General features: G+C 35.8%; 12 protein-coding genes. 7 read left to right on the top strand and 5 right to left on the bottom strand.

All coding sequences use genetic code 11. The annotated features are described in order from the left end of the window. Positions 1–187: 187 nt before the first annotated feature. Positions 188–1882: a ribonucleoside-diphosphate reductase subunit alpha gene (locus E0W73_RS10845; RefSeq protein WP_135222097.1), complete on the bottom strand. Its 1695-nt coding sequence runs from the start codon at positions 1880–1882 to the stop codon at positions 188–190. 19 nt (positions 1883–1901) lie between these two features. Then, positions 1902–2876, bottom strand: a complete 975-nt coding sequence (locus E0W73_RS10850) for a ribonucleotide-diphosphate reductase subunit beta (RefSeq protein ID WP_135222098.1) — start codon at positions 2874–2876, stop codon at positions 1902–1904. An 823-nt stretch (positions 2877–3699) separates the two neighbouring features. Between E0W73_RS10850 and E0W73_RS10855 the strand changes: the two genes are divergently transcribed. From E0W73_RS10855 to E0W73_RS10880, 6 genes are all read left to right on the top strand, one after another. Next, entirely contained in the window at positions 3700–5196 is a 1497-nt protein-coding gene (locus tag E0W73_RS10855) for an ankyrin repeat domain-containing protein (RefSeq protein ID WP_135222099.1), read from the top strand. Between the two features lie 167 nt (positions 5197–5363). Next, complete coding sequence (locus E0W73_RS10860) at positions 5364–5846, top strand: DUF2271 domain-containing protein (RefSeq protein ID WP_135222100.1); 483 nt, start codon at positions 5364–5366, stop codon at positions 5844–5846. A 27-nt stretch (positions 5847–5873) separates the two neighbouring features. After that, entirely contained in the window at positions 5874–8069 is a 2196-nt protein-coding gene (locus E0W73_RS10865; protein ID WP_135222101.1) for a PepSY domain-containing protein, read from the top strand. 31 nt (positions 8070–8100) lie between these two features. Next, on the top strand, positions 8101–9102 hold the full coding sequence (locus tag E0W73_RS10870; RefSeq protein WP_135222102.1) for an FAD:protein FMN transferase: 1002 nt from the start codon (positions 8101–8103) through the stop codon (positions 9100–9102). A gap of 381 nt (positions 9103–9483) precedes the next feature. Further along, a complete protein-coding gene (locus E0W73_RS10875; RefSeq protein WP_135222103.1) occupies positions 9484–11877 on the top strand; it encodes a TonB-dependent receptor in 2394 nt (797 codons plus the stop codon). A 34-nt stretch (positions 11878–11911) separates the two neighbouring features. After that, on the top strand, positions 11912–13246 hold the full coding sequence (locus E0W73_RS10880) for a hypothetical protein (protein ID WP_135222104.1): 1335 nt from the start codon (positions 11912–11914) through the stop codon (positions 13244–13246). Between the two features lie 155 nt (positions 13247–13401). On the opposite strand, the gene E0W73_RS10885 is transcribed toward E0W73_RS10880, so the two are convergent. After that, the gene (locus E0W73_RS10885; RefSeq protein ID WP_135222105.1) at positions 13402–14277 is read right to left on the bottom strand and encodes an NmrA family NAD(P)-binding protein; all 876 of its coding nucleotides are present in this window, start codon (positions 14275–14277) and stop codon (positions 13402–13404) included. A gap of 82 nt (positions 14278–14359) precedes the next feature. Here E0W73_RS10885 and E0W73_RS10890 point away from each other — a divergent pair, with 82 nt between their 5' ends. After that, positions 14360–14728: a winged helix-turn-helix transcriptional regulator gene (locus E0W73_RS10890; RefSeq protein WP_135222106.1), complete on the top strand. Its 369-nt coding sequence runs from the start codon at positions 14360–14362 to the stop codon at positions 14726–14728. Positions 14729–14778: 50 nt separating this feature from the next. Here the strand turns inward: E0W73_RS10890 and E0W73_RS10895 are convergent, their stop codons facing one another. Together E0W73_RS10895 and E0W73_RS10900 are read right to left on the bottom strand one after the other, a co-directional pair. After that, the gene (locus tag E0W73_RS10895) at positions 14779–15759 is read right to left on the bottom strand and encodes a M20/M25/M40 family metallo-hydrolase (protein ID WP_244248470.1); all 981 of its coding nucleotides are present in this window, start codon (positions 15757–15759) and stop codon (positions 14779–14781) included. 25 nt (positions 15760–15784) lie between these two features. Beyond that, on the bottom strand, positions 15785–16837 hold the full coding sequence (locus tag E0W73_RS10900; RefSeq protein WP_135222107.1) for a sialidase family protein: 1053 nt from the start codon (positions 16835–16837) through the stop codon (positions 15785–15787). Positions 16838–16874 lie beyond the last annotated feature (37 nt).

Raw genomic sequence — 16874 nt, forward strand, 5'->3', positions numbered from 1 at the left:
CGTGATCCTTTCTTCATTAGGATGACAAGAATAGCGATAAATTGAGTTATCAATAATCATTGCGGAGCTACCTGTGGAGATGTGCTTCGCCAATTCGCTATCGCTCGTGCCTCCTTCGTCGACATGACAAAACAGTACGAATAAAAAAGCCGAATCAAAAAAATTAGAGATTCGGCTTTTGTTTATTTTATGATTCACAACTGCTGCAAGAAACAAGACTTGTCACCAATTCTTTAGAAACACTCTGGCTTCTTTGGTAATACAAACTCTTAACTCCTTGCTGCCAAGCTTCAATCATTAATCGGTTTACATCCTTAATAGCCAATTCTGCCGGAATATTAAGATTCAAGCTTTGTCCCTGATCTACAAATTTCTGACGAATCCCGGCTTGCTGTACAATTTCCAACTGGCTGATTTCTTTAAATGTTTTGAAAACATCTTTTTCTTCCTGAGTCAATTGTTCCATATGTTGAACACTACCTCCGTTGAGCATAATTCCTCTCCACACCTCCTCATTATCTAAACCTTTTTCTTCTAATAGTTTTTTAAGGTATTTATTTTTACGCATAAAATTACCCTTGCTCAATCCAGCTTTGTAATAATTACTACTGAAAGGTTCAATCCCTGGCGAAGTTTGTCCTAAAATGGCAGAAGAAGAAGTGGTAGGAGCAATTGCCATTGTTGTGGTATTGCGTCTTCCGTAACCTTTTAGCAATTCTGGTTCACCGTAAATTCTAGCCAGTTCCTGACTTGCCTTATCGGCTTTGTCGCTGATATGTTTGAAAATTTCTGTCGTTTTCATTTTAGCTTCCATTCCTTCAAACGGAATCATATTTTTTTGCAGGTAAGAATGCCATCCTAAAACGCCTAGACCTAAAGCACGGTGTCTTTTTGCAAATTTATTAGCTGCAGTCAAATAATAGTTTCCTTCTGTTTTTTCGATGAATTCCTGTAAAACTGCGTCTAAGAAAAAGATTGCCAGTTTTACCGCTTCGGTATCTTTCCATTCTTCATACAATTCCAAATTCATAGAAGAAAGGCAGCAAATAAATGACTCATCATGAGATGACGGAAGCATGATTTCACTGCATAAATTACTAGCATTGATTCTAAGATTCTGATCTTTATAAACTTGAGGCTTGTTTTTATTTACGTTGTCACTAAAGAAAATATAAGGAAGTCCTTTCTGCTGACGGCTTTCTAGAACTTTTGCCCAAATCTGTCTTTTATCAGTGTCTCCGTCAATCATTTCCTGCATCCAGTAATCTGGCACACAAATTCCGGTAAACAGGTTCTGAATCGGGTTTCCGATACTTTTAATTTTCAAAAACTCCTCAATATCCGGATGGTCGATGTCTAGATACGCTGCAAACGCTCCGCGGCGTACGCCTCCTTGCGAAATCGTATCCATTGCCGTATCAAAAAGCTTCATGAAACTTACCGCTCCACTACTTTTCCCGTTATCAGTTACGGCACTACCACGCTCACGTAATTCGCCAAAATAACCAGAAGTTCCGCCACCGATTTTAGTCTGCATGATTACTTCGCCCAGTTTATGGGTAATTCCTTCGATCTTATCCGGAACGTGTACATTGAAACAAGAAATCGGAAGTCCGCGTTCGGTTCCCATATTTGCCCAAACCGGAGAACTGATACTCATCCAACCTCTCTCTATCATTTCGACAAAAGACTCTTTCAATTCTGGTTTGTAAAGTCTTCTTGCCGCGGCGGTACAGATTCTGTCAATTGCACCTTCAACCGTTTCACCCTTAAGAAGATAACCTCGGTTTAAAATCTGCTCGCTTTCAGAATTTTTCCACCACATCTTCCCTTCTGTCTTTATTTCTAAATTCTCCACTGGATTTGTTTCTATCGTATTCATATTTCGTAATGGGCTTGTTTTAAAAAAGATCGTTTGCTGTTATGCTTTTATCATGTTTTGTATATTCTACAGGACGTTTTGCAAAGAAATCGTCTAAGCTGTTGGCAAAAACTTCTTCTTCGAACCACGCCATAGCAGCATAATCTTGAGGCGAAACATTAAATATTGTTTCGATATTAATTTGTCTCAAACTTTCATCAACTCTGAATTTCATGAAATTTACCAAATCTTCTTTACTGATTGTCTCTACTGCACCATTCTCAAAAATCCAATCCAAAATTGCAGCTTCAACTTCTATTGACTCCTTAACTGTGTCTCGTACTAACTGTAAAGTTTCGGCATCAAAATATTCTGGGAACTCTTCACGTATTTTATTAATGATGTAGATGCCGCCATTAGCATGAATCTGTTCGTCTATAGAAGTCCATGCAATTATATTGCTCACATTTTTCATATAACCTTTAAAACGAGTAAAAGACAATAAAATGGCAAATTGGCTAAACAATGAAACATTTTCAATCAGGATACTGAATAAAATCAGCGAAACCATATATTTTCTGTTATCCTGAGATTTGGTATCCTTTAAAACATTCGACAAATAATCAACGCGTCGGCGGATTACAGGAACGTCTAATAATTTTTCGAATTCATCATTATAACCCAAAACTTCAAGAAGACGAGAATAAGCTTCAGAATGTCTGAATTCGCATTCTGCAAAAGTAGTTCCTAGTCCGTTGAATTCTGGTTTTGGAAAATGCTCATAGATGTTTCCCCAAAAACTTTTTACGGCTACCTCAATCTGTGCAATTGCCAAAAGGCTGTTTTTGATAGCAGTCTTCTCAGCAAGGTTTAGATGTGCATGAAAATCTTGCGTATCGGCAGTAAAATCTACTTCTGTATGCACCCAGTAAGCTTTGTTGATAGCTTCGGTAAACTGCAGAACCTCAGGATATTCAAAAGGTTTATAATTGATTCTTTTATCGAAAATTGACATATATATAGAGTTTTAAGTGACTTTTTAAGGCAGAAAACCGTATGCTTTACTTTGGGGAATGTTCGAGCTTGCTTTTCTATACATACAAATTTAGTTCGCAAAGAGTCTTTTGTCTAGTTTTAGATGTTAAAAATCTGCTCAATTATCAACAGTCATAAAATCTCTAAAAAACAGATTAAGGCAAATTTTATCAACATGAAAACAACCTACTGTAATTTACAATGAATAAGCAGTTTCCTGAAAATTAATGTTAAGTTATCAACATGAAAAAGTGATGATTTTTACTCCAAATTTGAAAACAGTTATCAACAGTCGATTTTTTAAAACGGAAGTTATGATGAGTATTTTTACATTAAAAAAAGGCTTAATTAATAATTATTCTAAATAATATTGTGACATGATTCTAGCATCAAAAAAAAATATAAAACTCTATTTGTCAACACTATAAAACCAAACCTTTACTACGATTACAAATGAAAATCCATTTCTTGAAGTCAAAAAAAAGAGGTTTCACCATGTAAAAATCACTCTTCACTTTTGTTTAACAATTCTTAATCCTTTACGAAATAAAAAAACGTCACAGAGACTACTTCACAAAGTCAATCTTAAATCTGAAATTAGAGCCAAAATTAAATTATAATTAAAATCAACTTAACTGTTTCTTAAAATTCAGCAAAAGCCAACCAAAAAAGGCCATTTGCAGCAAATAATTGTTGGTTTAAAAATATTAATCTTTACATTTGCTTTATTTTTATTTATTCTAAATAGATAGAAATTTTTATCTATAACAGATATTAAAACAACCATAAATAACATCATAAGTATGAAAAAGAATCTACTTGCTTCTTTTGCATTAGCCGCGACTTTATTGGTAAGTGCCCAGCAAAAAAACACATTATTAGAAGCCTCTTTCTGGAAAACTTCTCCCAATATCGAAACGGTTAAGGCTGAAATTGCAAAAGGAAACAATCCCTCAGAAGCCAACGCCAATGCTTTTGACGTAACTACATTGGCAATCAATAATGATGCTCCTGTAGAGACCATCAAATTTTTAATAGAGCAGCCTGGAAATTCAATCACAAAATTGACTCACGACAATCGTATTTACCTGCATTGGGCCGCTTATAGAGGCAATACAGAGTTGGTACAATATCTTATCGCTAAAGGTTCTGATGTGAATTTTGAAGACAGCCACGGCACAATGCCTGCCGATTTTGCAGCTTCTAACGGACAAGCAAACCCAGCAATGTTTGATGCTTTTTTTAAAGCGGGAGTAGATCCGAAAAAGAAATATGCAAATGGTGCCAATCTGTTGCTTTTGGCTATAGCCTCTGATAAAGATTTAAAAGCCGCAGAATATTTTTCGACTAAAGGAATGTCTTTAAAAGATGTTGATGCAAATGGAAATACTGCCTTTACTTATGCATCAAGATCCGGAAATATCTCTTTGCTGAAAAAACTGATTGAGAAAGGCATCAAACCGACCGATGAGGCTCTTTTGGTAGCTGCACAAGGAAGCCGCAGAGAAAGTAATCCAATTGAAACCTATAAATATTTGGTAGAAGAAGTAAAATTAAAACCGACTGCTCAAAATAAAAACGGCCAAAACGTGCTTCATATATTAGCAGGAAAACCAAATCAGACAGAAATCATCAAATATTTTCTTGACAAAGGCGTTGATGTGAACAAAGCCGATAAAGAAGGCAACACTCCTGTTATGGCCGCTGCTTCGGCAAGAGAAATTGCTGTATTGGAACTTTTTCTTCCAAAAGCGAAAAACATAAATCTTCAGAATACAAAAGGAGAATCTGCTCTTACTAAAGCGGTACAATACGGAACTCCAGAAGCTGTAAGCTTGCTTTTATCTAAAGATGCCGATGTAAACGTTAAAGATAAAGACGGAAATAATCTTGGCGTATATTTAGTACAATCTTATCGTCCTGCCGGAAGAGAAAGAGAAACGCCAAAACAAGATCCTTTTGATGCTAAAGCAAAATTGCTTCAAGATAAAGGACTTAATTTAGCTGCAGCTCAAAAAGACGGAAACACGCTTTACCATTTAGCGATTACTAAAAACGATGTTTCGCTTCTTAAAAAAATAACAGACCTAAAAGCAGACATTAACGCAAAAAACAAAGATGGTTTGACTAGCCTACACAGAGCGGCCATGATTTCTAAAGACGATGCTGTTCTAAAATATCTAATCGCTGCGGGAGCTAAAAAAGATATCAGCACCGAATTTGACGAAACGGCTTATGCATTAGCAAAAGAAAATGAATTGCTGACTAAAAACAACGTTTCAGTCGAATTCTTAAAATAAAACAAATAATTAATAATCAATAGTTGAAATTCCAAATTCCAAACTCTACATTTGGAAATTGAAGTTAAAAGCTGGAAGTTATGAGTTAAAAGTTTTGTAGGCGTGATTTTGCGCAACGCTTAACTATAACTCATAACTTCTTTCCCTTAATCCATAAATTTAAAAAAATGAAATCTATACTAAAAATAGCGCTTACAAGTGCTTTTATCTTTTTGCTTTCTTTCCAATCTAACGCACAATCTAGCAAGTACAAATGTATGTTGCAAATGAATAATTATATGGGAGAAGGCGCTTATATCGTTGTTTCTCTTGTTAATGCCAACGGAGAATATGAAAAGACGCTTTATGTAATGGGCGACGACAAAAAATGGTACAAATCATTAAAAGAATGGAATAAATTTCATACTCAGAAAAATGATGATATCAGTGCCAAAACTGGAGCTTCTGTAACTGGAGGCGACCGAAGTGTGACAACAATTGAAATTGAAAATTCTAAAATAAACAAAGGCTACAAACTTCGTTTTGAATCGGCTGTTGAAGACCAGAAATATTATGTAAGCGATCTTGAAATTCCGCTTACGACTGAAGGTCTTGCAGAAAAAACAGATGGAAAAGGTTACATCAAATACGTAAGATTAAACAAAATATAATACGATTACATTTCTAGAATACATTCAATGACTCTTTCTTTTTGGCGTTACGCACACTTGGCTTTGGCCTTGTTTTCTTCTCTTTTTCTAATTTTGGCTTCGGTAACTGGTATTATTCTGGCGGTCGATGCAGTTCAGGAAAAAACACTTCCGTACAAAGCTGCAGATTTTAATACTTTAACCTTAGAAAAAACACTGCCAGTTCTCAAAAAGTCTTACCCTGAAATTACAGAACTAAGCGTAGACTATAATCAGTTTGTAACGCTTAAGGCCATTGATGAAGATGGAAATGATGTCAACGCCTACATCGACCCTAAAACAGGAAAAAAGTTAGGAACGCCTGTAAAAAAAAGCGAATTCATTCAATGGATCACAAGCCTGCACCGCTCCTTGTTTCTTCATGAAACAGGACGGTTTTTTGTTGGGGTAATCTCCTTTCTTTTACTGCTTATAGCGGTTTCCGGTTTTGTGCTGGTCTTAAAAAGGCAAAAAGGAATCCAAAAATTCTTTTCAAAAGTCGTCAAAGAATATTTTGCGCAATATTATCATGTTGTTCTAGGTAGAATCGCCTTAATTCCGATTTTGGCAATTGCGCTTACCGGAACCTATTTATCGCTGGAACGATTTAACTTCTTTATGCCGAAAGAAGAGAAGGCAAAAGATAAAACAGAAACTGCTGCCGCAGATTGGTCTAAAAACAATAAGGTTTCTTTTTTTAAAAACACACTATTAAGTGAGGTCAAAAAAATAGAATTTCCGTTTACTGATGATCCTGAAGAGTATTTCATTATCGAATTGAAAGATCGTGAAGTTGAAGTAAATCAGGGAACCGGAATGGTGACTTCTGAAAAGCTTTCACCAATCAGAACTCAACTAGCAGCCTTAAGTCTTGATCTTCATACTGGCAGAATTAACACAATCTGGGCTGTAATTTTGGGCTTGGCCTGTATTAATATTCTATTCTTTATCTATTCTGGTTTTGCAATTACTTTAAAAAGAAGAGCAAGCCGAATTAAAAACAAATTCAAAGCCACCGAAAGCAATTATATTTTATTGGCGGGCTCAGAAAACGGAAGCTCGCTTCGTTTTGCCAATGCTGTACAGAAACAGTTAATTGCAGCGGGAGAAAAAGTGTTCTTAACTGAACTGAATAACTTTAAGACTTTTCCGAAAGCAGAACATATCATTGTATTTACTTCTACACATGGTTTAGGAGATCCGCCATCAAATGGAAATAAGTTTCTCTCCACTCTTAAAAAAAATTCTCAGGAACATAAAATCCTTTTTTCTGTTGTGGGTTTTGGTTCTAAAGCTTATCCTGATTTTTGTGGATTTGCCAAAAAAGTAGACAACCTTCTTGAAAATCAATCTTGGGCAGAACGCTTTTTGCCAATGCATAGTGTCAATGATAAATCGGCAGAGGAATTTGTGGAATGGATCAAAGCATGGAATACCAAAAGTCAAATCGCTTTGTCTCCCACTCCTTCTTTATATAATGAAGTTCCGAAAGGACTTGAAAAATTGATGGTTTTAGACAAAACTCCCGTTTCAGACACCGAACATACTTTTCTATTGACACTTCGTGCGGGAAGTAGAACTAAATTTACTTCGGGCGATTTATTGGCAATTTATCCGGCAAATGACAATCGCGAACGTCTCTACTCTATCGGAAAACATACCGGCAATATACAATTGGTCGTAAAACTGCATCCCTTTGGCTTGGGTTCAGGATACTTGAATAAACTTGAACCGGGAGATACGATTAAAGCGCGAATCTTAAAAAATGCTGCCTTTCATCTTCCAAAGAAAGCGCCAAAAGTGGCATTTATCTCTAACGGAACCGGAATTGCACCGTTTCTCGGAATGATTGAACAAAATAAAGCTAAAACGGAACTGCATTTGTACAGCGGATTCAGGATGGAAACTCCTACTCTTTCAGCTTATAAAAAGTTTGCCGGAATAATGATTGAAAAACAGCATCTGGAAAACTTTCATATTGCGCTTTCGCGTGAAGAAAAACATATTTATGTTATGGATTTAATCAAACGCGATGCAGCATTTTTTATCGATTTATTACAACAAGGAGGTGTCATTATGATTTGTGGCTCGGTACAAATGCAATTGGATGTCGAAAATATTCTGGATGAACTTTGCCTGACTTCGAACTCTAAAAATATTACTGAATACAAACGCAATGGTCAAATCTTAACGGACTGCTATTAAACGTTTGAATTTTGATAAAAAACTAATCGGAATGGCTAAATTTCAAAAGATAACAACAGGTCAATTGCTAGTATTAGTATTGTTCTTTTGCGCATTTCCGTCAAGCGGACAAGTATTGCGAAAAAAGACTACGTTATTAATGGGTGGCCGTTTTGATATTACTATTGTGGCCGAAGATTCGCTCACAGCAGGTCAAAGAATCGAAGAAGTTATTGCCGAAATTACCCGAATCGAAAATCTGATTTCAGACTGGAAACCTGATTCGCAGGTTTCTAAAGTCAATCAAAATGCCGGTATCCAGCCTGTAAAAGTAGATCGAGAGGTTTTTGCATTAACACAGAGAGCCATAAAATTATCCGAAATTACCAATGGAGGATTTGATGTGAGTTTTGCCGCAATGGATCGTATTTGGAAATTTGACGGTTCGATGACTGAAATGCCTTCCGAAGAAGCCATAAAAAAATCGGTAGAAAAAGTCGGTTACAAAAATATAATTTTAGACAGTGTTCAGTCTACTATTTTTCTGCAAATCAAAGGCATGAAAATTGGTTTCGGCGCCCTCGGCGAAGGGTATGCCACCGATAAATGCCGTGCCATGATGATGCAGAAAGGAATTCATGCCGGAATTATAAACGGTTCTGGCGATATGAGCACTTGGGGAAAACAACCGAACGGAAACGATTGGAAAATCGGAATTACAAATCCTTTTAAACCTGAGAAAATTTTAGCAACAATTCCCTTAAAAGACGGTGCAATTACTACCTCTGGCAGCTATGAAAAGTTTGTTGTTTTTGATGGCAAACGTTATTCTCATATCATCAATCCAGCAACAGGTTATCCTGCAACGGGTTTATGCAGTGTAACTGTTATTGGTCCAAACGCAGAAACCGCTAACGGATTAAGCACTTCGATGATGGTTTTAGGCCAAAAAGAGGGTTTATTATTACTTCAAAAATTCCCTCAATACAGTTGCGTAATGATTACGGATAAAGGGAAAGTTGTTAAGTCTAAAAACTTTGCTTATAAATTGTGAATTTTAATGGTTGATGGTTGATGCGAAATTAAGATGTATTGCTCTAGTCTTTTTCTAATTTATAAAGTCACATTTTTTTCTAAAATGAATTGGCCCCAGCCTTAGCTGGAGTAAACATATAAAAGCTATATCAGGGCTTTAGCCAAATATTAAGTTAGGCTAAAGCCCTTTTTATCTCGACCGTAGACTTCCGGCTAAAGCAGGACGCAATTCAAAAATTATAATTCTAACTAATAACTAACAATTAATCACTAAACTTAAAATTCACATTAAAATAACATTAGAAGCGCCGCTTCAATTCTAATAATCTTCTAATATATTTATTTAGATTAAATTTAAATTATCATATAAGTTTGCTGCACTTTATACGCAATACTCAATATGAGAACAATTTTACTTCTTTTTTTTATTACAATAACAAGCTGGTCACAAACTGGAAATTTAACAGGAAAAGTGAGTTACGCGCACAATGAATTGGCTTTTGGCGCAACTGTATCTGTTAGTGGAACACAAAAATATGCCATCGTAGACGACAATGGTCGTTTTGAAATAAAAGGTTTGGCTTACGGGGAATACATCCTTGAAATCTCTTCTATGGAAGCCCAAAAGAAAACTCAAAAAGTTACCATAAACAAACCAACTGTAGAACTTCATATTTCAGTAGAAAGAAATGATGCTAGATCATTAAAAGAAGTTGTTCTCCAAAAGAAAACCGTTAAAAAAGAGATTATAGAAAAAGGATTTTCAGTCAATGTTATAGACACACAGGAAGCCGCTAAAAGAAACATTCAGACCAATGAATTACTAGGACAATCTGTTGGTGTCCGAATTAGACAAAACGGTGGATTGGGTGCGAATGTCGCTTATAATTTGAATGGGATGACTGGGAATGCTATTAGAGTATTTATAGACGGAATTCCTATTTCTACTTACGGTTCTTCTTTTAATTTAAACAGTATTCCTCCAGCTTTAATAGAACGAATTGAAGTTTACAAAGGAGTCGTTCCTGCTCATTTAGCAGATGATGCTTTGGGCGGTGCCATTAATGTTATATTAAAAAAAGGAGCTAAAAATACTTTAAATGCTTCCGCTTCTTATGGTTCATTTAATACATTTCAATCCAATTTTAATACGACTTACAGAGATAAATCAGGCTTTACTTTAAAAGGTTCAGGTTTTTATAATTATTCTGATAATGATTATGATATATGGGGAAAATTTGCTTATAACATTCTTCCTAACGGACAAAAAGTTTACATCAAAGCCAAACGTTTTGAAGATGCTTATCGTTCACTTGGCGGCAGAATTGAAGCAGGTTTTACTAATGTAAACTGGGCAGATAGCTTTTTAATAGGTTTTAATGCTTCTGATGATTACAATGAAATCCAGCATGGGCAAGCGATGTCTAGACCTTATAAAGGAAGGTTTACAGAATCTGATGCACAAGTTGTAAGTATTAATTATACTAAAAAAGACTTCATCGTAAAAGGTCTTGAATTTACAGTAAATTCTGTTTTTAGCCAAAGAGGACAAGTTTTAAGCGATACGGTAAAGTATAATTACAACTGGTTTGGGGAAAGGATAATTGGCTTACGCGGTGAATATGTTTTAACTCCTTACGGTGCCCAACAGGAAAGACCTACAATCCTTCATCAGAATAGTACAATATTCAGCACTAGAAGCGGCTTAAATTATACGCTAAATGAAAATCACCGATTTGTTTTCAGTAGTATGCTGTATTCATTTGACAGGGATGATTACGACGAGATGAAATCACAGTTAGAAAGGGATTTTCAACAAAAAAGAGAACTTCAAAAAAGTATTCTATCATTTGCATACGAACTGGAAACTCTTAATTCTAGATTAAAAACTAATCTTTTTGGAAAGCGTTATAATCAAAAAACAGAACAGAGAACACCTGTGCTTACCAATAATAATACAACCATTGAAGAGAAATTTGAGAGTAACAATACCACTTTTTATGGGTATGGTCTGGCTGCTTCGTACTTTATAACTCCAAAATTAATGTTTTCTCTCTCGGCAGAAAGGGCAATCCGACTTCCTTCTGAAAATGAAATATTTGGGAATCCAGGCGAAAATCAAAGCGGTAACAGTTTGCTAATGCCTGAACGTAGTAATAATTTAAATGTTGGTTTACGATTTGGCCCTTACATCATCAATAACCATAAATTCGGTTTTAACGGATCTGGTTTCTGGAGAAATACAAGAGACAAAATTGTACGAAGATTTAGTCCACGTTTAAATGAAGCATTAGAAGTCGCACCATCTATCAATTTAGGAAAAGCACAATCTCTAGGTTACGAAGCTTCAGTAGAATATTCACATAAAAATAGGTTATTCCTGTCTATGAATATGTCAAAGTTCACTTCTCGTTCTAAAGATCAATTTGATAAAAACGGAATACAGTTGGATAGTTACAATAAACAATTTCCAAATGAACCTTTTTTTACTATAAATGGTAACGCCCAGTACAATTTTAAAGATGTAATACAAAAAGATTCGCAATTAAGTCTTTTTTACAATTTTGGTTATGTTGGAGCTTTTTATACCAATTGGTTGGGTAATGAAGACGACAGAACGCCTGTTCAGTTTCCGCATGATTTAGGATTGAGCTACACTTTTCCTAATAAAAAGTTTATCGCCAGTTTTGATGCTAAAAACATTACGAACCAGCAGGTTTACGACAATTTTGCAGTTCAAAAACCTGGAAGAGCTTTCTTCCTAAAAATAAATTATACACTCAATAAATTTTAGTAACTGATTAATTAATTTTTTAATGACTATAAATATGAAAAAAAGTACCTTTAAACTACTTGCATGTGGATTGGTTTTGACCACATTTGCACTTACTACAAGTTGCAGCAGTGATGATAATAATAAAGAATCAGAACCAGTAAACCCAATAAATGACGGACGTTGGATTACAGTTGCAGGAGCCTTGATGCAAACGGATCCTGGAGATGGAAACGGTGGAACTAGAATTTACTCTATTTCTAAGGAAGATGCTATTAACCCAAACATTTCTGTTAATGTTTTCGAAAATGGTGAAGCTGTACAATCTAACAGAACGGCTCGTTTGCAATCTTCTGTAGATGGAAACACACTTTTCAATATTACTTACACTGGTGCAAACGGAGGTGAATTCATGACTTACAAAGTAAATGGAGCAAAAAACTTTGTAAAATCTGATGTTACTGCTAACATTTCTCAATACGCAGGAACTTCACCAAGATGGGTAAAACTTTTTGACGGTGATAAAACTGGAGTTGCAGTAAACGTAACTGCACCAGTTGTTGTAACAGAAGCAGATGGAAAAACATACAAGTACACAAGAGGCTCTTCTACTGTTCTAAGTTTAGATTTACAAAAATCATTAATTTCAGATTACAGACAATATGAAATTCCACTAACTGCTGAAGAAGAGGCACAAGGGCACCATATTTTCCGTTTAGATGCTCCAACATTAAATAAAGCAGGAAACAAATTAATCATTGGTACTTGGATGCGTAAGACTGATCCGGCAACGGGACAAAATGCTTCTAGTTTTACACGCTTAGGTTCTAAATCTGTTGTGGTTGATTATCCTTCATTAGAAAATCCTAAAGTGATTACTTCTACAGTTGGATTTGGTGATACAAGCGGCTACAGAAGTTTCAACAGCTTCGTGGCTACTGACGGAAATATCTACCAAGCTACTCAAAGAGATGCTCAAAGAGGTTCTTATATCTTAAAAATCAATCAAAGCAATGAATATGACAATTCTTATGTATTTAGCTTAGATACTGCTCTTGGAATTAAAGGTTCTTATATCGATGCTTGGAGATATGTTGGAAACGGAATTGCGTATGCAGTGTACACTTACGAAGGAACTGAACAAGGTTTCTTAGCAAGATTAGACTTAAATGCAAGAACAGCTACAAAAGTAGAAGGCATTGCTTATGATGCCGACTTGAATTTTGGTCAATACCAAGGTTTTGTTGTGGATGGAAACAACTTCTATATCGCTGTTACTCCAGTTGGAAAAGACGGAAACATCTACGTAATTGATATTCCAAGCGGAAACGTAACAAAAGGAGCAAAATTAATCAACAAACCAGGAAACCACTACATTGGCGTATTCTAAATAATATAGCGCTGAATCAGCTTACAGATTCATTCAACTTGAGTTTTTTTTTAATTGGACATTCCGCTTCTATTTATAGTAAGCGGAATGTTTTTTTTATAGATTGTGAGAATTTGGAGTGTATGCGCTTAAAAATTTTATCCCACAACTTATAATTAGAATTTTGAAGCAAATTCTTTGGCAAAATCTTCTAATTTGATTTTACCTTCCGCTTTTCCATCATTTTTTAGAAAATCAGCTGCAATGGTTTCATTTCTTAGTCCGCCTCCCATTTCGGTATATAAACCCGCCATTTCTTCTGGAACTCCAGCCTGTGTCATTCCGCCGAAATATTGTTCGTCTGTAAACTCAACCCAAGGCAATTCTGGTTTTCCGATTGCTTTACCAAATGCTGTTACTATTTCTGATGGAGTTTTAACATCACTGATAATGTAGCGGATATTTTTTCCTTCAAATGGCTTTTGCAATTCTTCAGCAGCGGCTAATGCAATATCCTCTGGATGTACTAACGGAATTTTAAGCGAGGCTGGAAAATTGGCTCCCATTATCCCTGCTCCTTTTATCATCGGAATATCGTTGAAGAAATTGATATAAAAATAACCCGCTCTTAAAAAAGTAATAGAAGCATCCAAATTCTCATAAATCTTCTCGATGTTGTGCAAGCCTGCAATCGGACCATTTCCTGACGGCAAATCGGCTCCAATACTGCTCAACATTACCACTCTTTTGATGTTGGCTTGCTGGATTGCTTTCGCGAAAGCATGACCTGCATCAGTAGTATTTTTGATGATGTCTACTCCGCCCATGTTTGGAGGTGTCATGGCAAAAAGCGCATCTGCTCCAGCAAATGCCTGTGCGAGAAAATCGGCATCGCTAACGGACCCAATTGCTGTTTTTGCACCTAAATTTTCGATTGCTGCTTTTCTATCTGCATTACTGCTGACAACCGTTACATCGTGACCTGCTTGTACTAATTGAGCGGTCAATGGTTTTCCGATATTTCCTAACGAACCTGTAATTATAATTTTCATATCTAAATGTTTTTTTATTCAACAATACAAAGGTATCTTTGTACTTACTTTTATACAAGTACTTACCCTAAAGTATGTATATATGACAGCAATTAAAGAAACATCGACAATTCAGGAAAACAAGCAATATGCTTTAGAAAAATGTCCCGTGACATTTGTAATGGAAAAAATGGGCGGCTACTGGAAACCCATAATTTTATATCATTTATCGACTGGAGATAAACGCTATAGCGAATTGAAAAGAGCAATTCCGACCGTAACAGAAAAAATGCTGATCCAGCATTTGAAACAGCTTGAAGCAGATGGTTTGGTCATTCGCGAAGCAAGACCTGTTGTTCCTCCTTTTGTAACTTACAGACTGAGTGATGCCGGAAAAGGGCTTCTACCCGTAATCCAAGCGATGGCAGACTGGGCTTTTAAAGTAAAAGACGGCGTTTACAATCTACAGTAAACGCCGTCTTGGTTTAAACAACAATTTCTAACTCAAAATAATCTACTAATTCAATTTTCTTTATCTTGTTTGATGAAATACAAATCTTGATTGTAATCGGCAATTGCTTTTAAAGCATTATAAATGTATTTTGAAACCAAAGCTCCTCCTTCAAAATTGATCAGATCAATATCATCTTCTGGTGTATGGTATTGTTCGTGTCCGCCTGTATGAAATCCGATTACGGAGATTTTTGCTTTGTAAAAAGAAACATGATCCGACCCGCCTACTTCACCAGCATGCACTACAGGATTGAGTCCGCTCTTTTCTCCTAATTTTTTCATTAGTTCTACACCGTCAGGAAAAGTTCCTGCACCGCCCATATAGAGCTGTTTTTCGCTATTTAATCTTCCGACCATATCCATATTCAGCATTACTTTTACAGCATCTTTTGGAACTGGCAGATGATTTACAAAATATTTAGATCCTAACAATCCCTCTTCTTCACCACTGAATGAAACAAAAATAACGCTGCGTTTGGGCTTATTTTCAGGTTTTGAAAGTTCTTCCAAAATACACAACAACGCTGCAACTCCAGAAGCATTATCATCGGCACCGTTATGAATCTCAAAAGCCTCCTTCTTTTTGCTTCCAGAACCTTTGCCTCCCCATCCCCAATGATCGTAATGAGCGCCGATTACGATGTATTCGTTTTTGAGTTTTGCATCAGAACCCTCCAAAAGCCCTACTACATTCTGTGTAGAAACACTGTCAGATTTCATTTTGTTGATATCGGGTTTTACAAAAATCTTGAAGGGCTGATAATAATTACTGTTAAATTTTTTTAACCCATATTTCTTAAAATGCTTTCGAATATAGTCTGCAGCTTCATTATTTCCTTTTGTTCCTGGAAAACGCCCTTCTAAATCATCTGACGATAAAAATTTATCGTGTTTATAAAAAGTCTGAGCCATATCTTTTTGGGCAAAAAGAGTACATGAACAAAGCGTGACGACAAGAAGCGCTAATTTTAGTTTTTGGACTTTCATCATAATTCAATCAGTAAAAAGATTCAGTTTATTGTTTTAACTCAAATGAGGTATGTTTGATGTACTTTCTGTCGTGTGTATACAATACATGAATTTTCCCATCGGTAGTCTGAATTATGGCTGGATAACTGAACTCCCCTTTTTCTTCATTTTCCAAATCGAAAAGTTTGGTCCATTTAAGACCATCTTTAGAATATTCAACATCTAAAATGTTTCGTCCGTAAAACCAATCTTTTCCTTGCGGTAATGGATTGTTAACCAACAAAAACAATTTTTTATTGATTGTCAAGGCATCAATTCCCGAATTTGAATTTACTACATTGATTGTATCTGTTTTTTCCCAGCTTTTCCCGTTATCATAAGACCAGCTTGAAACAACTTTATTGTGCTTGCTTCTCGATAACATCTGGATATCCTTGGCGCTGTGAATTAAAAATGTCGGCTGAATAATTTCTAGATTTTTAGGATTTTCGATTTCGATTTTTTTCCAAGAATCTGTCGCTTCTATATATTCTTCAACATGTACGTTCCAGATATTTTTGTCAACACTTTCTGTGCTGCTGCCGCAGATAATTATTCCAGGAGTAGTTTCTATGGGTTTATTTCGAATAGGCCCCAAAAATCCGTCTGGCAAATATTTAGATTCTCCCCAAGTTTTTCCGTTGTCTGTAGAAACAGTCATCGCTCCGAACCATTCTCTTGGATTTTTACCAACTTTATAAAAAAGATAAAGATTACTGCTTTTGCTTTTAAATAAAACCGGATTCCAGCAAGGCAGTGTATCACCGTTCTTTAGCAAGGGTTTTATAATATTTTGCGGAGTTGTCCATTTTTTGTTTTTGTAGGAAGAAATATAAATGCCGACATCTTTTGCCCCTTCATATTTTCCACCAAACCAAGCCGCTGTTATCTCGTTTGGATTAATTTCGACCAAGGTCGCAGCATGACTGGCAGCCGTTACGGGCGAATCTGCCACAAAATTACTTTCGATTTTGACAGCCTTGTAATTTGTTTTCTGCGAAAGGCAAGTAAAGCTAATTAAAACAAATAATGCAGCTGTGCATCTAAATTTTAAAATCATTCTTTTAGGGTTGTAATTGTTTATAAAACAACAAAAG

The organism is Flavobacterium foetidum, assembly GCF_004634245.1.
GTDB lineage: Bacteria > Bacteroidota > Bacteroidia > Flavobacteriales > Flavobacteriaceae > Flavobacterium > Flavobacterium foetidum.